Below are 21277 nucleotides of genomic sequence, written 5' to 3' on the forward strand. Positions count from 1 at the left end.
GATGCCCCAGGGGGCGGCCCGAGCTGACGATGTCGTGGTGAGGAAGTCCGGTGTCAAGAGAGCGGCGACCTCGTGGCTGCAGGACCAGGCATGGTTCCTGCAGAAACTGGTCCCGGATTCACCCGCCTACACGATGCTCCGCGCCTACCGAACGACCGGCGAACTCGACGTGCCCGCGCTCCGCGCCGCCTGGCGGGGGGTCGTGCTGCGGCACGAGATCCTGCGCACCACGCTCGTGGACGACGGCGGGCTGCCCGTGCAGGAGATCGCCGGCGACTGCCACCCGCACGCCTTCACCGAGCTCGACGTCCCCGGCGCCACGGCCGAGCAGCTCTGCGCCGACCTCGCGCGCACCCCGCTCGACCTGGAGGACGGCCCGCTCGCGCAGCTCACCGTGGCCCGGCCGGCCGACGGCGGCCACCTGCTCGTGCTGCGGCTGCACGAGGCCGTCGCCGACGAGTGGTCGCTTCCCACGCTGCTCGACGAGCTCTCCGACGGCTACGCCGACCAGCGGGTGCCGCCGCCGCCCGAGGGGCTCCAGTACGCCTCCTACGCCCGCTGGCAGCGCGACCAGGGGCACACGCCCGAGTTCCACGGGCTGCTGCGCTGGTGGACCGGGCACCTGACGCCGCCGCCCGCCTCCCCGGCGCCGCCCGCCGACCGGCCCCGTCCCGACGGGCCGTCCTTCGGCGGCGGGGCGGTCCCCTTCAGCTGGGCGCCCGCGCTCGGGCAGGCCGTCGCCGAGCTGTCCCGTGAGGAACGGGTCAGCGCCCCCGCGGTGCTGCTGGCCGCGTTCCTGTGCCTGCTGCGCCGCCACAGCGGCGAGGACCGGGTGGCCGTCGGCGCCCCCGTCAACCTGCGGCCCGCGGTGCGCACCGGCGCGCTCGTCGGCCCGTTCCGCAACCACGTGGTGCTGTGCGCCGACCTGTCCGGCGGGATCACGTTCCGGCAGGCGGTGCGCCGGGTGGCCAAGGCCGTGGCGCACGCCTACCAGCGCCGGATCGTCCCCTACGACCGGCTGGTGCAGGCGCTGCGGCTGGAGCGGGACCCGCGCCGGATGCCGCTGTGCGACGTGCTGTTCGACTACCGCGACGAGGCCGAGCCGCTGCCCGTCCTGGGTGACGCCGAGGTGCGCCCGGTGCGGCCGCGCGCGGGCTCGGCCAGGACCGACCTGTGCCTCACGGTCGAGCACGTCGGCTCCGGCCTCACCGGGGAGCTGACCTACCGCGACAGCCTGTACGAGGACGAGTCAGCCGGGCAGCTTCTCGACCAGCTCCGCACGTTCCTGGCCATCGCCCTGCGCGCCCCGGACCTGCCGGCCGACCAGATCCCGCTGGAGGACTACGCCCGCACCCGCGCCCGGGTGCGCGAGGCCGACCGGACGGGGGTGCTCGACCCGCTGCTGCCGTCCGTGCCCGAGCTCGTGCGCGCCCGCGCCACCCGCACCCCGGACGCGGTCGCGGTGGACTGGCCGGACGCCGCGCTGACCTTCCGCGAGCTGGACGCGCGCGCCTCGGCCGTCATCACCGCCCTGCGCGCGCTGCCCGCCGACGCACCCCCCGGCGAAGCCGCCGGGCCTGCCACAGAATCCGCAGCCGGGCCTCTCGGGGACGCCTCCGTGGTCGTCCGGATGGCGCCGGGCCCCGCCCAGGTCGCCGCCGTGCTCGGCACGCTCGGCGCCGGCGCCAGGCTCACCTGCCTGGCCACCGGCGACGCGGGCGAGCGGGGCAAGGCCGTGCTCGCCGAGCTGCGGCCCGCCTGCGTGCTCACCGAGGGCCGGTCCGACGACCTGATCCGCTGGTACGAGGACGAGCTCGGCGGAACCGTCGTCGACGTCACCGCACTCGGCGTCCCCGCCCGCCCGGCCGCCCTGGTCACCCCCATGACCACCGCGCCCGCCTACGTCGCCTACACCTCCGGCTCGACCGGCAGGCCCAAGGGCATCATCCAGTCGCACGGCAGCCTCGCCCAGTTCGCCACCTGGCTGGCCACCGAGTTCCGGATGCGGCCGGGCGCCCGCGTCGCCCAGTGGGCCGCGCCCGGCTACGACGCCGCGCTCGTCGAGACGTTCGCCGCGCTGACCGGCGGCGCGACGCTCTGCCCGGTCCCCGAGCGGATCAGGGCGAACCCGGAGAAGCTGGCCGCCTGGCTCGCCGACGAGCGCATCACGCTGCTGCAGACCGTGCCGAGCTTCGCGCGCAAGCTCCTCGACGCGATCACCGCCGACGGCGCCGGCCGCTCGCTCTCGCTCGGCTGCCTGCTGCTCGCCGGTGAGCCGCTGCCCGGCGAGCTGGCCGCCGACCTGCGCGCGGCCCTGCCCGCCGTCCGGCTGGCGAACCTGTACGGCGCCACCGAGACGATCCTGGCGACCTGGTACGAGGTGACCGGCCCGGTGCCCGGCATGACGCCGATCGGCACGTCCATCCCCGGCCGCCAGGTCGTCGTGCTCGACGACTGGGACCGGCCCTGCCCGCCCGGCGTCACCGGGCATCTGGTGGTCAGGAGCCCGTACGTCGCGCTCGGCTACGCGGGCGCGGGCGCGGACACGCGGCCCTTCGAGCCCGTCTACCACCTGCAGGCGTGCGGGTCCGGCTTCGGCCGCTTCTACCGCACCGGCGACCTCGGCCGCCTGCGGTGGGACGGCCTGCTGGAGTTCCGCGGGCGCGGCGACTCCCAGATCAAGTTCCACGGCACCCGCGTCGAGCTGGCCGAGGTAGAGGACGCGCTGAACCGGAACGAGGCGGTCGCCGAGTGCGCGGTCGTCCCGGTGAGCGGCCCCGACGGCTGGGTCACCCGCCTGGTCGCCTACGTCGTGCCGAACCGCACGGCGGCGGGCGAGGCGGAGGTGCGGGCCGCCGACCTGCGGGCCACGCTGCGCGCCCGGTTCGGCAAGAGCACGCTGCCCCTGTCGGTCAGGACGGTCGGCGCGCTGCCCCGCAACGTCGGCGGCAAAATCGACCGGCGGATGCTGCCGGCGCTGCCCGCGGGCGGCGCGAACCGGAGCGCGCGGACGCCGGCCGAGCTCGAACTGGCCGCCATCTGGTCAGACGTCCTGGGCGCCGAGCCGGACGGCGACGGGGACCCCTTCTTCGCGGTGGGCGGGCACTCGCTCATGGTGCCCCGCCTGCTCGATCGCGTGCGTGACAGGTTCGGCGTGGAGATCCCCCTGTGGGAGTTCTTCGCCAACCCCACCCTGAACGGCCTGGCCGCTCAGGTCAGCGCGCACGCGCTTTCCGCTGATGCTGTCAACCAATCTATGGCGGGTGAGTGATGTGACACTGGTGGAGACCTCGACGTCAGTCGACTTCGATGGGGAGAACCTGGATGTCCCGACAGTACGGCTGATCGCCGAGAACCAGGTCACCTGCGGCGTCGCCCCGTCCGCCCTGGCCAAGGTCGCGGCCAACCGGCGGCTGTTCGAGGACGTCATCGCACGTGGCATCCCCGTGTACGGCGTGACGACCGGCTACGGCGAGATGATCTACATGCTCGTCGACACCTCCAACGAGATCCAGCTCCAGACCAACCTCGTCCGCAGCCACTGCGCCGGCGTCGGCCCGATCTTCGCCGAGGACGAGGCTCGGGCGGTTCTCACGGCCCGGCTCAACGCCCTGTCCAAGGGCTACTCGGCGGTCCGGCCCGAACTGCTCGAACGCATGGCGCTCTACCTCAACCTCGGCATCACGCCCGCCATCCCCGAGATCGGGTCGCTGGGCGCCAGCGGTGACCTCGCGCCGCTGGCGCACGTCGCCTCGACGCTCATCGGCGAGGGGTACGTGCTGCGCGACGGCCGCCGCACCGAGACCGGGCCGGTGCTGCGCGAGCTCGGCATCGAGCCGCTGCAACTGCGGTTCAAGGAGGGCCTGGCGCTCATCAACGGCACCTCGGCGATGACCGGGCTCGGCTGCCTGCTCGTCACCCGGGCGCTCGACCAGGTCCGGCAGGCCGAGATCGTCACCGCGCTGATCTGCGAGGTGCTGCAGGGCTCGACCAGCCCGTTCGTGGCCGACGGGCACGACATCGCCCGCCCCCACCAGGGGCAGATCGACGTCGCCGCCAACATGCGCGCCCTGCTCAGCGGCAGCGGCCTGGCGGTGGAGCACAGCGAGCTGCGCCAGGCGCTCAGCGTCGACCCGCTGCGCCTGTCGATCCTGCGCGACCGGGAGCCGCCGCGCCGCCGCAAGGACGGCGACGCGCCCGAGCACGGCGTCCACCGGACCGAGGTCTACCTGCAGAAGGCGTACACACTGCGGGCCATCCCGCAGGTCGTCGGCGCCGTCCGCGACACGGTCTACCACGCCGCCGCCACGCTGCGCACCGAGCTCAACTCCTCCAACGACAACCCCCTCGTCTTCGAGGGCAAGGAGGTCTTCCACGGCGCCAACTTCCACGGCCAGCCGGTCGCCTTCGTCATGGACTACCTGACGATCGCGCTCACCCAGCTCGGCGTCTTCTCCGAGCGGCGCACCAACCGGCTGCTCAACCGCCACCTCAGCAACGGCCTGCCCGAGTTCCTCGTCGCCGGCGACCCCGGCCTCAACAGCGGGTTCGCGGGAGCCCAGTACCCCGCCACCGCCCTGGTCGCGGAGAACCGGACGATCGGCCCGGCCAGCACCCAGAGCGTGCCGTCCAACGGCGACAACCAGGACGTCGTCAGCATGGGCCTGATCGCCGCCCGCAACGCCCGCCGGGTGCTGCAGAACAACAGCAGGATCCTCGCGGTGGAGTTCCTGGCCGCGGCCCAGGCCGTGGACCTGTCGGGCCGCGCGGACCGGCTCAGCCCGGCCGGGCGGGCCACGTACGAGCGGGTCCGCTCGCTCGTGCCGGTCCTGGAGGCGGACCGGTACATGGCCGACGACATCGAGCTGGTGGCCTCGGCGATCTCACGGGGCGAGTTCCTGGACGCGGTCGTCCAGGCCGACGTCGCCCTCCGTTAGACCCCGTACGAGAAAGCGCCCCCGGGAGGTGATCCCGGGGGCGCTTTCTCGCGGGCTCGGCGCTCAGTGGCGCAGGCCGTTCTTCGCCTGGCGCAGGTGCTCGAAGGAGGACAGGTCGGGCGCCGTCCAGCCGTCCAGGTCGTACTCGCTCAGGCACTGGTCGACGAACGCCTTGTAGCCGTCCACCTGGCCGCTGGCGGTCTGCGCGGCCAGCAGCTCCACGCGGGTGTTCTCATGGTTGCCGGCGTAGTTGCGCTCGTACAGCTCGTGCCGGCCGCCGAACTCGGTGCCCACGGCGTCCCAGAGCAGCTTCATCACCTTGATCCGCTCGACCGAGTCGATGCCGCCGGAGCCGCGCAGGTACTTGTCCAGGTACGGCCGCACCTCGGGGTTCTTGAAGTCCTCGGCGCTGGAGTTGATGTAGATCAGGCCGCTGGCGATGTCCTGGTGGATGATCTCCTTGACCCGGGGGTAGCCGGTCTGCATGAACCAGCGGTAGGCCAGGCCGTACTCCGGGTTGGGCAGGACCGCGCCGTTGCGCCACTCGACGGGGTTGCGCGCGGCCGCGTCCGACAGGCCCCAGAACAGGTTGCGCCAGGCCAGCACCTCGCCGATGCGGCTCTGCACGCCCCGGAAGTCCTTGGTGCCGGTGATCTCCACGGCCTTGGCCAGCAGGCCCGCGATGAACTCCAGCTTGACCGCCAGGCGGGTGCAGCCGTGGAAGGTGAAGCGCTCGGGGAAGCCGGAGCGGCCGGTGAACAGCTGCACCTTGCCGAGGTGGCCGTAGATGAAGACGTTCTCCCAGGGGATGAGCACCTTGTCCAGGACGAGGATCGTGTCGTTCTCGTCCAGCCGCGACGACAGGGGGTAGTCGAACGGGCTGCCCATCACGGTCGCCGCGGCGGTGTAGGACGGCCGGCAGATCAGCTTCAGCCCCGGCGCGTTCATCGGGATGGTCGCCACCAGCGCGAACTTCTTGTCCTTGATCGGCAGGCCGTAGTGGGCGATGAAGTTGTAGTGCGTCAGCGCCGACCCCGTCGCCACCACCTTCGCCCCGCTCACCACGAGCCCGGCGTCGGTCTCCTTCTCCACGTGCACGAACACGTCGGCGACCTCGTCCGGCGGCCGGCTGCGGTCCACCGGCGGGTGCACGATCGCGTGGTTCCAGAACAGGACCTTCTCCTGCGACTCCCGGTACCAGCGCCGCGCGTTGTCGGCGAACGGCTCGTAGAACTCGGCGTTGGCGCCCAGCGTGCCGAGGAAGGCCGCCTTGTAGTCGGGGCTGCGGCCCATCCAGCCGTAGCTCATCCGCGCCCACGCGGCGATGGCGCGCTGGTTGGCCACCAGGTCGTCGGCGCTGCGCGGGGTGGTGAAGAAGCTGTGGGTGAAGCCGTCGCCGCCCGTGTCGGTCGGCACGACGAGGTCGCCGCGCCGCTCCGGGTCGTGCAGCGCGTCGTAGAGCCTGGCGGTCATCCGGATCGGGTTGTGGAACGCCGGGTGCGAGGTCACGTCCGAGACGCGGTCGCCGTACAGGTAGATCGCCCGGTCGTCGCGCAGGCTCTCGACGTACTCGGCGCCGGTCATCGGGCGGGTCTTCGGCCGGCTGCCCGGCCCGGTGTCCGGGATGTGTGGCGCGTCCTGCAAGTCAGTCATGGCAATTCCCCTATTCGAGCCCGAACCGGGCCTTGGCCAGATCGCGTTTGGCGATTTTGGCGAGGTAGGTGGACAGGCCGGCGTGCGTGACGAACATCGACATGTCCCGCCACACCCGCTCGACGCGCTCGCCGGCGCGCACGGCGCTCGAACCCGCCGTGGGGAACAGGTGCGACTCGACCGCCCGCCAGCACAGCGCCACGGCCTCCTGGCAGATCGCCGCCAGCCGCAGCTCGTGCTCGTGGGTGACGGCCGCCGCGCCGCGGGCGCTCGTCTCGCGCCACTGCCGCACCGCGTCCGTGGTCGCGGCCTCGGCCGTGGCGATCAGGCCCGCGGCCTTGCCGTACGTGAGCTGGAAGTCCGGGTCCTCGGTACGGGTCACGATGGGCGGGAACGGCGTCGTGCGGGTCCGCATGAGGTCCTCGTAGGCGTCCAGCGCGCCCTTGGCCATGCCGACCGCCAGCAGCGCGTCCTCCATGACCATGAAGCTGAGCTGCCCGCCGCCGTACTCGGGGCCGTGCAGCTCGCGGCCGGGGGTGCCGCCGGTGACGTCGATCTGGCTCATGTGGTGCTTGAGCACGTAGCGGTCGGGGACGCGGCCGCCGGTGATGCGGATGCTGTGCGAGCCGCTGCCCTTCAGGCCCAGCGCGTGACCCCAGTCGTCGAGCCGGGTCCACTCGCTGCGCGGGGCGATGAACATGATCGGCTCGCCCGACTCGATCAGGGCGTGCCCCATGAAGTGGGTGGCGTACGGCGACCCCGAGCAGTAGCCCCAGGTGCCGTTGATCAGCCAGTCGCCGTCCGGCGTGCGCTCGGCCGTGCCGCCGGGCATGACGGTCGCGGGGCAGATGAACTCCCCGGAGGCGAAGATCTCCTCCTGGGTGCGCTCGTCGAAGATCGTCGCGGCCGGGAGCGCGTGCGCGGCGCCCAGGCAGAACATCCAGCCTGTCGAGGGGCAGCCCCGGGTCAGGTTGATCGCCACGCGGACGAAGGTGTCGATCCCGAACTCGTAGCCGCCGAACCGGCGGGGGACCAGGATGCGGTAGAAGCCCGCTCTGGAGAACTCCTCGTGGACGTCCTCGGCGTAGAACGTGCGCCGCTCGGTCTCGGCCTGGCGCTCGGCCAGCGCGGGAATCATGGCCTCCGCCCTGGCGACCACGTCCTCGGGGGTGAGTCCGGGCTCCGGCGGTTCGGCGAGGCGGTGCTCGAAAACAGTGGTGTCGACACCCATCGCTATGCGCGTCCTCACGGTTTCGTGGTCGAATCGGACATGCCGCCAGCGTCACATCCACGATTAGGCCGCGCATCTCCCGGCGTGCTGTTCTGCGCGGGCACGGCGAAGCCCCCGGTTCAGGAAGCATTTTCCCGAACCAGGGGCTTTCGATTTCCGCGTCATTCCGGTGTGTGGGCGGCTGAATTCCTTTCTCCCGGTGGATTACCGCTGGTTTCTCACTTGAAGGAGATGGCCACCTCCCCGAGCACCTGCTCGTTGTTGCCGGCGCCGACGAAGCAGGAGGCCGCCGCGCAGTCCACCGGGCCCACCGGGGTGCCGTCGTAGCCGACGCCGTCGAACTGGCGGTTGAGCTTCAGCGGGATGGTGGCCGAACCGCTCGCGTCGGTGGTGAACGAGGTGGCCGTGCCGCCGTCGCAGGCGGCGCCCGAGGCCGTGTTGGCGCAGGTGGCGATGCCGAACACGGCATTGGGCAGGGCCCCGGTGACGGTCACCGTGGCAGTCGCGCCGTCCGACACGCCGGAGGCCGGCGAGACGGAGAACGACGGGGCCGCGGCGGAGGCCGCCGGGCTGGTGGCGAAGGCCAGGCCGAGCGTGACCGTGGCGGCGAGACCCAGCTTGGCAATCAGACCAGTCTTGCGCGTCATTCTTTACTCCTTTTTCCGGGGCGATTTGTTTCGCCGTCGTGAGTACAACTCTGCGGCATCGGCCCGGCGGGTGCCAGAGGAAATCAATTCAGCAAGCTGCAGTGACGGTGACTGCATCTTGTCAATGATCGCCTTGCGTTCTGTTTGACGATGGGCTATTCGCAGGCGAGCAAGGCCGGATAAGACAGCGGGCCGCGCAGCCGGGAGAATCCGGACCAGTGTGCCCGTCCGTACGGCACGGCTCATCGGTTGGGAGCGGCTGTGACCATTGACCAGATCACCCGGGACGCCAACGTCTACGGCGACGACATCAGCGAGATCTACGACCTGCTCTACCTGCGGCGCGGCAAGGACTACGCGGGGGAGGCCGACATCGTGACCAGCCTCGTGCGCGAGCGCGCGCCGCACGCCGACTCCCTGCTCGACGTGGCCTGCGGGACGGGCGAGCACCTCAGGACGCTGCGCACCCGCTTCTCCCTGGTCGAGGGGGTGGAGCTGTCGGCGGCGATGCGGGCCAGGGCGCAGGCCAAGCTGCCCGGCGTCGCCGTCCACCCGGGCGACATCCGTGACTTCCGGCTCGGCCGCGTCTTCGACGCCGTGTGCAGCCTCTACAGCACGGTCGGCTACATGGCGGGCACCGAGGAGCTCGACGCCGCCGTGGCCAGCATGGGCCGGCATGTGGCCCCCGGCGGGGTGCTCATCGTGGAGCCCTGGTACTTCAAGGACGGCTTCGCCGACGGGCACATCGGCGACGACGTGGTCCGCGAGGACGGCCGGACCATCGCCAGGGTGGCCAAATCGTCCCGCGTGGGCGACACCGTCCGCGTCGAGGCGCACTACCTGGTGGCCGACGGCGCCGGGGTGCGCCACTTCGAGCACACGCAGGTGATGAACCTGTTCTCCCGCGCCGAGTACGCGGCGGCCTTCGAGCGGGCCGGCTTCACCGCCGAGTGCCTGGAGGAGACCGGGCCGCTGCTCGCCGGCCGCTCCCTGTTCCTCGGCGTGCGACGGGACGGATGATTCGCGGTGATCCCCCTGTTCAAGGTCGAGGTCCCGGCCGGCGCCGCCGACCGGGTCACCGCCGTGCTCGACAGCGGCATGCTCGGGCACGGGCCGCTGGTCGAGGAGTTCGAGCGGCAGCTCGGCGAGCGGATCGGCAACCCGTACGTGGCGGCGCTGAACAACGCCACCTCCGGCCTGCAGCTCGCGCTGCGCCTGGCCGGGGCCGACGGCGAGGTCCTGAGCACGCCGTTCACGTTCGAGGCGACGAACTGGAGCATCCTGGCCGGGGGCGGGCGCATCACCTGGGTGGACGTCGACCCGGCCACGCTCAACGTGGACCTCGAGGACCTCGCCAAGAAGATCACCCCCCGCACCCGGGCGGTCATGGTGGTGCACTGGGGCGGCTGCCCCGTCGACGTCGAGCGCCTGGCCCGCATCCTGGACGACGCCGAGGCCGCCCACGGGCGCCGGCCGGTCGTCGTCGAGGACTGCGCCCAGGCGTGGGGCGCCACCGTGCACGGCCGCCCGCTGGGCCGCCACGGCAACCTGTGCGTCTACAGCTTCCACGCCACCAAGCACCTGAGCTGCGGCACCGGCGGCCTGCTCGTGCTGCCCGACGAGGAGTCACTGCGGCGCGCCCGGCGGCTGCGCTTCTTCGGCATCGAGCGCGACGCCGACCGCGTGCACGCCGACTACGACGTGCCCGAGTGGGGCTACAACTTCTACCTGAACGAGATCGGCGCGGCCATCGGGCTCAGCAGCCTCACCGTGGTCGACGAGCGGATCGCCCGCCACCGCGCCAACGCCGCCTACTACGACGCCGAGCTCGCCGGGGTGCCCGGCCTGGAGCTGACCGCGCGCACGCCTGGCCTGGACTCGTCGTTCTGGCTCTACCCGGTCCTGGTGGAGGACCGCGACGCGTTCATCGGCAAGCTCGCCGCCGCCGGGGTCGCGGCGAGCGTGGTGTGCCGGCGCAACGACGCGCACGGCTGCGTGACGCCGTCGGCCGAGCCGCTTCCCGGCCTGGAGGCGGTGCACGACCGGGCGGTCAACATCCCGGTCGGCTGGTGGCTGTCGGACGAGGACCGGGCGCACGTCGCGCACACCATAAGATCCGGCTGGTGACTCATGGCAATCGCCGATAAAGGTTCGCGCCCGGCCGGTGTTAACGTCTATTCATGGACGCTTCCTGTCGAATTTGCAGCGGGCCGGTCAAGGCGTTTGTCGACCTCGGTTTCCAGCCCCGCGGAAACGCTTTTCCCCGGGCCGACCGGGTGGCCGGTGAATTCCGTTACCAGCTGGTCGTGGGAATGTGCGACTCGTGCACCATGGTCCAGCTGATGGCGGACATTCCCCAGGAAGTCAGATATCACGACGAATACCCGTACCACGCCTCCAACTCGGTGGTGCACAGCCGGCATTTCGAGGGCCTGGCGCGGCATTTCCTGGAGCACGAGCTGACCGGGCCCGACCCGTTCATCGCGGAGATCGGCAGCAACGACGGCGTCATGCTCGCCACCATCGCCGCGGCCGGCGTGCGCCACCTCGGCATCGAGCCGTCGGCGCAGGTGGCGGAGATGTCCAGGGCGCGGGGCGTGCGGGTGCTGTCGCAGTTCTTCGACGAGGACAGCGCCGGGCCGATCCGTGCCGAGCACGGCCCGGCCGACGTGATGTTCGGCGCGAACGTGATCGCCCACATCTCCCACCTGGCCTCGGTGCTCAAGGGCGCCAAGAAGCTGCTCGGCCCGGACGGCGTCTTCGTCTTCGAGGAGCCCTACCTCGGCAGCGTCGTCGAGCAGACCGCGTTCGACATCCTCTACGACGAGCACTCCTTCGTCTTCTCCGTGCGTGCCATCCAGGCCGCGGCCGAGCTGTACGGGCTGGAGCTCGTCGACGCCGAGCCGGTGGCGCTGCACGGCGGCTCGATGCGCTACACGCTGGGCCAGCCCGGCGCCCGCCCGGTCGCCCCCGCGGTGCCCGAGCTGCTGGCCGCCGAGGCCGCCCAGCGGCTGGGGGAGCACGCCACGCTGGAGGCCTTCGCCCGCCGCGCCGAGCGCATCCGCGACGAGCTGACCGCCCTCGTCGGGTCGCTGCGCGCCCAGGGCAAGAAGGTCGTCGGCTACGGCGCCCCCGCCAAGATCACCACGGTGACCAACTACTGCGGCTTCGGCCCGGACGTCATCCCCTTCGTCTGCGACTCCACGCCCTCCAAGCAGGGCCGCGTGGTGGCCGGCTCGCACATCCCCGTGGTGGCGCCGTCCGTGTTCGCCGAGAGCGACGCCGACCACGCCATCCTGTTCGCCTGGAACCACGCCGAGGAAATCATGGCGAAAGAGCGCGCGTTCGCCGAGCGAGGCGGGCGCTGGGTTCTCTACGTGCCCGAGGTGCATATCGTCTGAGCATTTTCAGCACATGGGGAGATGCGCCGTGCGGGGTGGCCGCCCACCATTTAGTTAATTCCCCCAGCCGGGCGGTCCGAGAGAAAGGAACCCACGGTGTCTGTGGCGGCGGAAATCAGTCATACAGGCGCTCTCGGAGAGCGCCGCCCCGACCTTCCCGCATTGACCGGACTACGCATCATCGCGGCGTTGCTCGTTTTCATGAGCCACGTCGTCTATCCCATGACGTCGGGAAACCAGAATCCCGCGACCCCCTACAGCGACGACGGGATCACCCAGACGCTCGTCTGGCTCTTCTACCCCGGCGGCTACATCGGCGTCTCGTTCTTCTTCATCCTGAGCGGCTTCGTCATCACCTGGTCCTGGCAGCCGGGCGGCCGGGCCACGTCCTTCTGGCGGCGGCGGGCGGTGAAGATCCTGCCCAACCACGCCGTCACCTGGGGCCTGGCGATGCTGCTGTTCGCCGCGTCGTTCACGCCCCTGTGGGGCCTGCCGAACCTGTTCCTGGTCAACTCGTTCTCGCCCGACCCCAACCTGTGGGGCGGCGCGAACATGCCGGCCTGGTCGCTCAGCTCCGAGATGCTGTTCTACCTGCTCTTCCCGCTGCTGATCATCCCGATCGCCAAGATCAAGGAGAGCCGGCTGTGGCTGTCGGCCGGCCTCGTGGTCCTGGCCATGGCCGCGGTCTGCGTGGCCACGCTCACGCTGCTGCCCGACTCGCCCCGCTACCCGGGTGAGGCGCTGGCGCTGACGCAGTTCTGGTTCGTCTACATGTTCCCGCCGGCGCGGCTGTTCGAGTTCGTGCTCGGCATGGTCCTGGCCAGGATCGTGATCAGCGGCCGGTGGCCCCGCATCGGGATCGCCCCGGTCATCGCCCTGCTCGTGGCCGCCTACGCCGCCACGCTGTGGGTGCCGGAGCCGTACAGCATCTCGCTCGTCACCGCGATCCCGTTCGGGCTGGCCATCGGCACCTACGCCGCGGCCAACCTGCGCGGCCGGCGCACCTTCATGGGCAGCCGGGTCATGGTGTGGCTCGGCACCGTCTCGTTCGCCTTCTACATGACCCAGGCCGTGGTGCTCTACTGGCTGCGCGGCGCGGTGCTCGGCGACGCCGAGTACGGGCCCGTCGGCGGCACGCTGCTGATCCTGGGCCTCATCGCGGTCAACGTCGTGGCCGCCTGGCTGCTCTACACGCTGGTCGAGCGGCCCGCGATGCGGCACTGGAGCCGGTCGAAGAAGACGCCGCCGCCACCGCCGCGGGAGCCGGCGCGCGCCCCGGTGCCCACCGCCTCAGCCGCCGAGTGACCCTTCCCCCCCGCTGTGCCCGCGATGCCCACCCCTGTCCAGCGGTGGGCATCGGCGTAACACGATCGACCACGACCCAGGAGAGTTCCGTGAACAGACGTTGCCCGGTCCTCGACACCACCGGCAAGAACATCCACGCCGAGACGGACCAACTGCGCTCGCGCGGCCACGCGACCCAGGTCGAGCTGCCCGGCGGGGTCATCGCCTGGTCCGTCAACACCCACGCCGCGATCAGGCGGCTGCTCACCGACCCGAACGTCACCAAGAGCGCCCGCAACCACTGGCCCGCCTTCCGCAACGGCGAGATCCCGCCCGACTGGGAGATGATCAGCTGGGTGGCCATGGACAACATGGTCACCGCGTACGGCAAGGACCACGTGCGGCTGCGCAAGCTCGTCGGCAAGGCGTTCACGCCCCGGCGCACCGAGGCGATCCGCCCGCGCATGGCCGAGCTGACCAACCAGCTCCTGGACGCCCTGGCGGCCGTGCCGCCCGGCGAGGTCGTCGACCTGCGGCAGAGCTTCGCCTACCCGCTGCCCGCCATGCTGGTGGCCGACCTCATCGGCATGTCGGAGGCGGCCCGCGTGCAGACCGCCAAGGTCATCGACATGATGGTCGACACCACCGTGAGCCCCGAGCAGGCCCAGGGCATCCTGCTCGGCTGGCGCGGCGCGATGGAGGAGCTCATCGCCGAGAAGCGCCGCAACCCCGGCGAGGACATCACCAGCGACCTCGTGGCCGCCCGCGACGAGGACGGGTCGAGGCTGTCGGAGGTCGAGCTCACCGACACGATCTTCGCGATCCTCGGCGCCGGCTCAGAGACCACGATCAACTTCTTCGACAACGCCATCACCGCGCTGCTCACCCACCCCGACCAGCTCGACCTCGTCCGGACCGGGCGGGCGAGCTGGGACGACGTCATCGACGAGACCCTGCGCGTCGACTCGCCGCTCGTCCACCTGCCGCTGCGCTACGCCGTCACCGACATCCACCTGGACGGCGTCACGATCCCGCAGGGCGACCCGATCCTCATCAACTACAGCGCCGTGGGCCGCGACCCCGCCCTGCACGGGGAGGAGGCCGGCCGCTTCGACATCACCCGGCAGGACAAGGAGCACCTGTCCTTCGGCTACGGCCCGCACTACTGCCTGGGCGCCAGCATCGCCCGCGCGGTCGCCCAGACGGGGCTCTCGACGCTGTTCGAGCGCTTCCCCGACCTGAGCCTCGCGGTGCCGCGCGAGGAGCTGGTGCCGCTGCCCACGTTCATCATGAACGGCCACCAGGCCCTGCCCGTCCGCCTCACCGCCGACGTGCCCGCCGAGGTGCCCGCCGAGGTGACCACCGCTGTGCCCGCCGGGGCCCGTTAGCCCGCCCGCACTGTGCCCGCCGGCGCCCGCTGGCGCGCCCGCACGACCGACGATCCGGCCCGGAGCACCGGGCCGGATCGTCGCGTTCCGGGGGCGGGTCACGCCGCGGCCGCCAGCGGCCGGGCCCGGACGGCGCCGGCGCCGGTGTCGTCCAGGGCGAGCCACCACGGGTTCGCCCTGGCCCACTCGATCGTCCGCAGCAGCCCCTCCTCCAGCGACGTGGCGCACTCCCAGCCCAGCACCCGCCGCGCCTTGGAGCTGTCGGGGATGCGCCGGGGCACGTCCTCGTAGGCGGACCCGAGCGCGGCCCGGGTGTCGACCGCGATCTCCTCGGCCTCGGCGCCCGTCAGCTTCGCCACCAGCTCCCCGGCGTCCCTGATGCTCGTCTCCACCATGCTCCCCAGGTTGAACGACTCGCCGACGGCCGCCGGGTGCGAGGCCGCCAGCAGGGTCCCCGCCACGGCGTCGTCCACGTACGTGAAGCAGCGGGTCTGCTCGCCCCGGTCGTACATGACGATCGGCCGGCCGTTGAGCGCCCGGTGCACGCTGCGGCTGAGGACGAACGCGGGCCGCTGGCGCGGGCCGTAGGCGTTGAAGTAGCGCACCACCGTGGTCTCCAGGCCGTGCTGGCGGCCGAAGGCGAACGTCAGGTGCTCGGTCAGCGCCTTGGCGGAGGAGTACGTCCACCGGTCGGCCGAGGTGGAGCCGAGGACCCGGTCGGCCTCCTCCGTCCACGGCACCGCCGGGTTCTTGCCGAACACCTCGCTCGTGCTCGCCACCACGACCCGCGCCCCGGCCCGCGCGGCGGCCTCCAGGACGTTGCGGGTGCCCTGGAAGTTGATGTCGATGACGTCCAGCGGGCGGGCCAGGTACTGGTCCACGCCGACCACCGCCGCCAGGTGGTACACCACGTCCACGCCCTTGCCCACGGCCCTGGTCAGGTCACCGGGATCACGCACGTCACCGAGCACCAGCCGGGCGTGCGCCCGCGCCATCCGCTGCGTCTCGGGCAGCGGCCCGCTGTCGAAGACGGTCACCTCGTCACCGCGGGCGATCAGCCGCTCCACCAGATGGCTGCCGATGAATCCGGAACCACCGGTCACGACCACGCGGGCGGGCCTCGGGCTGAGCTGCGCCAGATCTGCGTTCGGCATTTTTCCGTCCCTTTCACGGGGTGGTTATTTTCTTCGACACCTCCAATATCCCGCTTCCGAGGGCTCTGAATAAGTTTTTCCGGCGTCAGCAAACTGCACCGCCGGGCAGCTTCCTGCCGACGGGAAAAGAAAAAACCCGGCCCCGCTTCGTCGCGGGACCGGGCTTTTCTTCGCCGGTCAGCCGGAGGTCTTCTCGACGGTCCGGTAGGTGAGGATGACGATGCCCGACTCCAGCGGCGTGGCCCCGGCCAGCCGCAGCGGCGCCGTGGTGCCGTCGTTGTAGAGCAGCTCACCGACGCCGCCGCTGCCGACGAGGACCGGGTGGAGCCAGATCTGCACCTCGTCGAGGAGGCCGTGCTCGACGAGCGTGGCGGTGAGCCGGCCCCACCCGTAGATGAGGATGTCGCCGCCGGGCTGCTCCTTGAGCTTGCGCACCTCGCCGACGGCGTCGCCGCCGAGCACGGTGCTGTTGTTCCAGTCGGCCTTCTCCAGCGTGCTGGAGACGACGTACTTGGGCAGGCTGTTCATCCGGGCGGCGTAGCCGCCCTCGTCCTCCATGGTGGGCCAGGCCTCGGCGAAGCCCTCGTACGTCACACGCCCCATGAGCAGGGCGTCGGCGGCCTTGAGCGTGGCGAGGGCGTGGGACTCGGCCTCGTCGCTCCAGTAGTCCATGGACCATTCCTCGGGCCGTTCGATGACGCCGTCGAGCGACATGATGACCGATGCGATGACCTTGCGCATGGGGCGACTCCCAGGAAGTGGATGGCTCTACGGACGGGCGCTGTCGGAGGCGGCGGCCACCGGCACGCCGGGCGCGGGCTGGGCGACCGGCTCGGCGGGGCGGCTCTTGCCGAACCACCGCGTCCACAGTCTCATGACAGGGCGTTCCAGGACGTAATAACTGACGGTCGAGAGGGCGACGCTCGTCGCCAGCACGAACAGCGTCAGCTCCCAGAAGCCCACCGTGCCGCGGAACTGGGTCGCGTCGACCGGGACCGTGCCGAAGATGTTGCCGTTGCGCAGGTAGACCTCCTGCAGCACGACGTGCCACAGGTAGATCCCGTACGAGATCCGCCCGAGATAGCGGATGACCGGGTTGGCCAGCGTCACGTCCATCAGGCGCGACCTGGCGTGCGGCACGGTCAGCGGCACGATGAACAGCACGCCGAAGACCAGCACCAGCGAGTGCCCCACCAGCTCCTGCACCAGCGCCGGCACGTCACCCGCGCCCGGCGTGCCGAACGGCTGCGGCGCGTAGGCCAGGTAGACGGCGGCCGCGGCCAGCCAGAACAGGTTCGGCCGGCGGGCGGCCAGCCGGTAGATTCCGGGCGTGTTCCCCGAGACGTCCTGGTAGGCGGACAGGGTGCCGAGCATCATGCCGCAGGCGAAGGCGCTCATGTAGTAGAAGGGCCAGAACCACAGCTCGTACGGGCCGGTGAAGGTCGGCAGGTTCGTCCAGGTCACCCAGGCCAGGCCCAGCACCAGCACGGCCACCGGGGTGACCATCATCCAGCGCAGGCGCGCCCGCTGGTCCTCGCGGCCCCGCGCCAGCCGGCCGGAGATCCACGCCAGCAGCGGGATGGCCAGGTAGAACGTCAGCTCCGTCGGCACCGTCCAGGTGTGCAGGAGGCCGGTCATCGGCTGACCCTCCTGCCAGAAGAAGTGGATCGCCAGGAACGGCCGGAGCACGTCCCACACGGTCGCGATGCCGTTCAGGTTGATCGCGAGCAGCGCGACCGCCAGCACCAGCCAGTAGGCGGGCAGGATGCGCAGCGCCCGCCTGGCGAGGAAGGCCGGGATCGCCGGACGCGAGGTCCCGGCGATCGCCGCGCGGGCGAACGGCCTGTACAGGAACAGACCGGACAGGACGAAGAAGGGGGGCAGGCACACGGCCAGCCCGTCGGCCAGGACGCCCCAGATCCCGTTGCCCGGCTGGTCCATGAAACTGGAGTCGCCGGACAACCAGGCTGCGTGGAATACGAGAACTCCCAGAGCGAGGACTCCGCGCACTCCTTCCAATCTGGGAAGGCGTTCGCCTTCAGCGGTTCCGCCACCGCTAGCGCGGGCTGTTGCCACCATCGCGTGCTCCCATCAGGAGTGTTTTCATCGGCACTTTTCCGGCCGTATCCGTTTATTTGCTACGCGTCGATATCAGCACGGCCGATCGGTGAACCACATCTCCTGAATTGCGGGATATTGAGTTATGGGAACAGGCCGCGCTCCGTTGTGCCGATCAGCGGCGGACGGCCTCGCCCGGGGCCGGGCTCGGCGTCCACGACGGCGCCGGATCCAGGCCGCGCGTGCCGTTCCGCAGCACCCGGAAGACCATGCCGGGGCTCATCAGCGCCTGCGGCGGGTCGACCAGCCCGGCCACCCGCATGAACGTCCTGGTCACCGCGCCGTCCCTGGTCGCGGCCACCTGCAGCTTCGCCATGTACGCGTTCATCATCCGGACCATCGCCGGCCTCGGCCCCGCCACCTCGGCGAAGCTCAGGTCACCGCCGGCCGAGATGTTCCACGGCACGTCGATCACCGCGGAGATGTCCTTGAGGAAGTCCAGCGGGCGCGGCTCCACCCCCCGCCGCAGATGCGTGCGGAGCGTCAGCGCCTCCAGCGCCGCCACCGTCATGCCCTGCCCGTACACCGGGTTGAAGCTGCACGCGGCGTCACCCAGCACCAGCAGCCCGGCCGGGAAGCGCTCCAGCCGCTCGTAGTGCCGCCGGACGCTCGCCGGATACCTGAACGACACCGGGTCGTCCAGCGGCTCGGCGTCACGGATCACCTCGTAGATGTCCGGCACGGGCAGCGACCTGACGAACTCCATGAAGCCCTCGTGCGTCGCCGGCGCGGCGTCGCCCAGCACGCCCGTCAGCGACAGCACGCAGCGGCCGCCCTCGATCCGCGAGAAGAACGCGCCACGCGGGTGCGACGGCCCCGACACCGGGTTGATCGACAGGTCGCCGTCCAGGATGCTCTCGTCCGGCAGCCGGTAGTGCCGCGTCGTGTAGGTCAGGTCGATCTTGACCTTCTCCTCCTCGGGCCGCCCGTAGCCGAACTCCTCCAGCCACACCGGCGTACGCGAGCCGCGCCCCGTCGCGTCCACGACGAGATCCGCCTCGATGAGCTCCTCGCGCTCGCCGTCCCGGGGACGCACCCGCACGCCCGTCACCCGGGCCCGGTCCGCCGTCGCCACCAGGCCGACGATGTCGCACCGCTCCACGAACGTCACGTTCGGCAGCTCCGCCACCCGGGCCCGCACGTGGCTCTCCAGCACCGGCCGGGCCGCCGACACGCACACCAGCCCCGTCGTGCCCGGCGCGAGCCGGACGCCGTTGAAGAACCAGCGCAGCTCGCCCAGGTCGCCCGTCGGCACACCCGCCGCCTTCGCCCCCTCGGTGAACCCGGGGAACAGCTCCTCCAGGATCTGCTGACCCCGGGCCAGCAGCCCGTGCACGTGCCGCCCCTGCGGCACCCCGCGCCTGGCGGCGCTCACGCCCACCAGCGCGTCACGATCCACCACCAGCACGTCCGTGTACGCCTCGGCCAGCACCCGGGCCGCCAGCAGGCCCGCCATGCTGCCGCCCAGCACCACCGCGCGGTCTCCCACGGCCATCGCGGTCACCTCCCACGTTCCTGATCGTCAGCGGAACCCTCGGCGCGCCGCCCGGCGCGCTGGGCCGTCTCGTGTGATGCCGGTCGCGACCGGCGCGCCCGCGCCCGCCTCATCGCAGCGAACGCGCGAAGGCGCGGATGTCGCCGACCAGCTCGGCCGGCTGCTCCAGCGCCGCGAAGTGGCCGCCACGCTCGAACTCCGTCCACCGCGTGATCGTCGGCAGCTGGTGGTCGGCGAACCGCCGGATCGGCCGCGTCGCGTCCGCCGGGAACACCGCGACGCCCACCGGCATCTCCAGCGGCCACGGCCCGCCCCACGTGCGCACGAACGCCGCGTCCCCGTACGAGGACTCGTAGTAGAACTGCGCCGACGAACCCGCCGTCGCCGTCAGCCAGTAGATCGACACGTTCGTCAGCAGGTCGTCACGGCTCACCGCGTCCTCGGGCGACTTGTCGGAGTCCGTCCACTCCTTGAACTTCTCCACGATCCAGGCGAGCTGCCCGACCGGCGAGTCCGTCAGCCCGTACGCGAGCGTCTGCGGGCGGGTCGACTGGATCTTCTGCCAGCCGATCCCGTCCTGCTGGAACCGGCCGCCGTGCTCCAGCCTGGCCAGATCGTCCGCGCTCAGCTCCGCCATCGCCGCCGGGTCCTGCGGCGGGAACGTCACCAGCATGTTGATGTGCACCCCGGCCACGTGCGCCGGATCGGCCAGGCCGAGCTGCAGCGAGATCACCTTGCCCCAGTCGCCGCCCTGCGCCACGTACCGGTCGTAGCCGAGCCGGCTCATCAGCTCCGCCCACGCCCGCGCCACCCGCGGCACGTCCCACCCGGTCTCCCGCGTCGGGCCCGAGAAGCCGTACCCGGGGATCGACGGGATGACCACGTCGAACGCGTCCGCCGGATCGCCGCCGTGCGCCGCCGGGTCCGTCAGCGGGCCGATCACGTCCACGAACTCCGCGACCGACCCCGGCCAGCCGTGCGTGATGATCAGCGGCGTCGCGTCCGGCTCGGGGGAGCGCACGTGGACGAAGTGCACGTTCGCGCCGTCGATCTCCGTCGTGAACTGCGGGAAGGAATTCAGCCGCCGCTCGGCCGCACGCCAGTCGTAGCCCGTGCGCCAGTACTCGGCCAGCTCCTTGAGGTAGTCCAGAGGCACCCCCCGGTCCCAGCCCACGCCCGGCAGCTCGTCCGGCCACCGGGTGGCGGCGAGTCTCCGGTTCAGATCGTCGAGGTCGTCCTGCGGGATGTCGATACGGAACGGACGCATGTGTGCCCCTGGTTCGCTAGAGCTGTCTGGGGGAGGGGCGAGGACTGCGCGCCTCCGGCCCCACGACGTCATCGTCAGCCCCGCCCACCCCCCGGCGCATCTCGCGACGTGCGCCATCCCCCTCCCCTCACCCCCGCCCGTTCCCCGCCCGCCCGTCCGTACGAAAGCCCCCACCGCCCAGCCGCCCCCACCGCCCAGAGCGGCCCCCTCCACCGAACGGCCGCCCTCCCACCAGCCTCTTCACCCACCGCGCCCGCGGCTGGGGCGAACCCGCAACGCCGGACGGACCCTCCGGTGGGGTGACCTCCTCGCGAGGCGGCGGGCCCCTTCAACGGGCCGGCCCTCTGGCGGAGCGGCCCCTGCGCCGGACGGCCCCCTCCGGCGGGGCGCCCTCTCCGCGAGACGGCGGGTCCTCTTCGGCGGGGCGGCCCTCTGCGGGCGTACGGGCCCCCTCCGGGTGGGCGTGCCCTCTCTGGGCGGGTGCCCTCTGGGGCCGGGCTCCTTGGGGGCTGCTTCACCCAGGGGCCAGGGGTGGTCGGTGGTTCTCGGGGTGGCCTGTGGCGGGTCTGGTCTTCTCAGGGGCGTCGGGGGCCGACGTGGGCCTCTGCGGCGGCGTGCGGCGTACGAAGACGGCGGGGCCCAGGGATGGCGAAGGCCCGGCCGGGTGCCGTTGGGGGAGGCGGGCCGGCCGGGCCGAGGGGT

General features: G+C 71.7%; 15 protein-coding genes. 7 read left to right on the forward strand and 8 right to left on the reverse strand.

Features of this window, described 5'->3' with window-relative positions:
- The first annotated feature begins 37 nt into the window (after positions 1 to 37).
- Together AB0G11_RS44470 and cmdF are read left to right on the forward strand one after the other, a co-directional pair.
- Positions 38 to 3271, forward strand: a complete 3234-nt coding sequence (locus tag AB0G11_RS44470) for a condensation domain-containing protein (RefSeq protein ID WP_357592964.1) — start codon at positions 38 to 40, stop codon at positions 3269 to 3271.
- Entirely contained in the window at positions 3264 to 4937 is a 1674-nt protein-coding gene (gene cmdF / locus AB0G11_RS44475; RefSeq protein WP_219508734.1) for a tyrosine 2,3-aminomutase, read from the forward strand. The genes AB0G11_RS44470 and cmdF overlap by 8 nt, the downstream gene beginning before the upstream one ends.
- A 63-nt stretch (positions 4938 to 5000) precedes the next feature.
- Here cmdF and AB0G11_RS44480 read toward each other — a convergent pair whose 3' ends face one another.
- From AB0G11_RS44480 to AB0G11_RS44490, 3 genes are all read right to left on the reverse strand, one after another.
- Positions 5001 to 6590 (reverse strand): 4-hydroxyphenylacetate 3-hydroxylase N-terminal domain-containing protein, encoded by a 1590-nt coding sequence (locus AB0G11_RS44480; RefSeq protein WP_357592966.1) that lies wholly within the window; start codon positions 6588 to 6590, stop codon positions 5001 to 5003.
- Positions 6591 to 6600: 10 nt separating this feature from the next.
- Complete coding sequence (locus AB0G11_RS44485) at positions 6601 to 7821, reverse strand: acyl-CoA dehydrogenase family protein (RefSeq protein WP_357592968.1); 1221 nt, start codon at positions 7819 to 7821, stop codon at positions 6601 to 6603.
- Between the two features lie 218 nt (positions 7822 to 8039).
- Positions 8040 to 8468 (reverse strand): enediyne antibiotic chromoprotein, encoded by a 429-nt coding sequence (locus AB0G11_RS44490; RefSeq protein ID WP_219508729.1) that lies wholly within the window; start codon positions 8466 to 8468, stop codon positions 8040 to 8042.
- 261 nt (positions 8469 to 8729) lie between these two features.
- Here AB0G11_RS44490 and AB0G11_RS44495 point away from each other — a divergent pair, with 261 nt between their 5' ends.
- The 5 genes from AB0G11_RS44495 (at position 8730) to AB0G11_RS44515 (ending at position 14541) form a co-directional block, all read left to right on the forward strand.
- Positions 8730 to 9488: a methyltransferase domain-containing protein gene (locus AB0G11_RS44495; RefSeq protein ID WP_308125933.1), complete on the forward strand. Its 759-nt coding sequence runs from the start codon at positions 8730 to 8732 to the stop codon at positions 9486 to 9488.
- Positions 9489 to 9494: 6 nt separating this feature from the next.
- Positions 9495 to 10595 carry a DegT/DnrJ/EryC1/StrS family aminotransferase gene (locus AB0G11_RS44500; RefSeq protein WP_357592970.1) on the forward strand — a complete coding sequence of 367 codons (1101 nt, stop codon included), beginning with the start codon at positions 9495 to 9497 and terminating at the stop codon, positions 10593 to 10595.
- A 53-nt stretch (positions 10596 to 10648) separates the two neighbouring features.
- A complete protein-coding gene (locus tag AB0G11_RS44505) occupies positions 10649 to 11869 on the forward strand; it encodes a class I SAM-dependent methyltransferase (RefSeq protein WP_357592972.1) in 1221 nt (406 codons plus the stop codon).
- A gap of 102 nt (positions 11870 to 11971) precedes the next feature.
- Complete coding sequence (locus AB0G11_RS44510) at positions 11972 to 13174, forward strand: acyltransferase (protein WP_357592998.1); 1203 nt, start codon at positions 11972 to 11974, stop codon at positions 13172 to 13174.
- 89 nt (positions 13175 to 13263) lie between these two features.
- Positions 13264 to 14541, forward strand: coding sequence for a cytochrome P450 (locus AB0G11_RS44515; RefSeq protein ID WP_219508724.1), 1278 nt, complete (start codon positions 13264 to 13266; stop codon positions 14539 to 14541).
- Positions 14542 to 14639: 98 nt separating this feature from the next.
- On the opposite strand, the gene AB0G11_RS44520 is transcribed toward AB0G11_RS44515, so the two are convergent.
- The 5 genes from AB0G11_RS44520 to AB0G11_RS44540 form a co-directional block, all read right to left on the reverse strand.
- Positions 14640 to 15695, reverse strand: coding sequence for an NAD-dependent epimerase/dehydratase family protein (locus AB0G11_RS44520; protein WP_357592974.1), 1056 nt, complete (start codon positions 15693 to 15695; stop codon positions 14640 to 14642).
- Between the two features lie 177 nt (positions 15696 to 15872).
- On the reverse strand, positions 15873 to 16436 hold the full coding sequence (locus AB0G11_RS44525; RefSeq protein ID WP_357592976.1) for a dihydrofolate reductase family protein: 564 nt from the start codon (positions 16434 to 16436) through the stop codon (positions 15873 to 15875).
- Positions 16437 to 16463: 27 nt separating this feature from the next.
- Positions 16464 to 17774: an acyltransferase gene (locus AB0G11_RS44530; protein WP_281427167.1), complete on the reverse strand. Its 1311-nt coding sequence runs from the start codon at positions 17772 to 17774 to the stop codon at positions 16464 to 16466.
- A 154-nt stretch (positions 17775 to 17928) separates the two neighbouring features.
- Positions 17929 to 19308 carry an FAD-dependent oxidoreductase gene (locus AB0G11_RS44535; RefSeq protein WP_219508720.1) on the reverse strand — a complete coding sequence of 460 codons (1380 nt, stop codon included), beginning with the start codon at positions 19306 to 19308 and terminating at the stop codon, positions 17929 to 17931.
- A gap of 109 nt (positions 19309 to 19417) precedes the next feature.
- Entirely contained in the window at positions 19418 to 20575 is a 1158-nt protein-coding gene (locus tag AB0G11_RS44540) for an epoxide hydrolase family protein (RefSeq protein ID WP_357592978.1), read from the reverse strand.
- Between the last annotated feature and the right edge of the window lie 702 nt (positions 20576 to 21277).

The sequence above is a fragment of the Nonomuraea sp. NPDC023979 genome, from assembly GCF_040639085.1.
GTDB classification, from domain to species: domain Bacteria; phylum Actinomycetota; class Actinomycetes; order Streptosporangiales; family Streptosporangiaceae; genus Nonomuraea; species Nonomuraea ceibae.

Bases quoted from the DNA above. Each gene is read 5' to 3' on its own strand.
- AB0G11_RS44480 (WP_357592966.1), bottom strand. From the start codon at position 6,590: ATGACTGACTTGCAGGACGCGCCACACATCCCGGACACCGGGCCGGGC.
- AB0G11_RS44485 (WP_357592968.1), bottom strand. From the start codon at position 7,821: ATGGGTGTCGACACCACTGTTTTCGAGCACCGCCTCGCCGAACCGCCG.
- AB0G11_RS44490 (WP_219508729.1), bottom strand. From the start codon at position 8,468: ATGACGCGCAAGACTGGTCTGATTGCCAAGCTGGGTCTCGCCGCCACG.
- AB0G11_RS44505 (WP_357592972.1), top strand. From the start codon at position 10,649: ATGGACGCTTCCTGTCGAATTTGCAGCGGGCCGGTCAAGGCGTTTGTC.
- AB0G11_RS44520 (WP_357592974.1), bottom strand. From the start codon at position 15,695: ATGCCGAACGCAGATCTGGCGCAGCTCAGCCCGAGGCCCGCCCGCGTG.
- AB0G11_RS44525 (WP_357592976.1), bottom strand. From the start codon at position 16,436: ATGCGCAAGGTCATCGCATCGGTCATCATGTCGCTCGACGGCGTCATC.
- AB0G11_RS44530 (WP_281427167.1), bottom strand. From the start codon at position 17,774: ATGGTGGCAACAGCCCGCGCTAGCGGTGGCGGAACCGCTGAAGGCGAA.
- AB0G11_RS44535 (WP_219508720.1), bottom strand. From the start codon at position 19,308: ATGGCCGTGGGAGACCGCGCGGTGGTGCTGGGCGGCAGCATGGCGGGC.
- AB0G11_RS44540 (WP_357592978.1), bottom strand. From the start codon at position 20,575: ATGCGTCCGTTCCGTATCGACATCCCGCAGGACGACCTCGACGATCTG.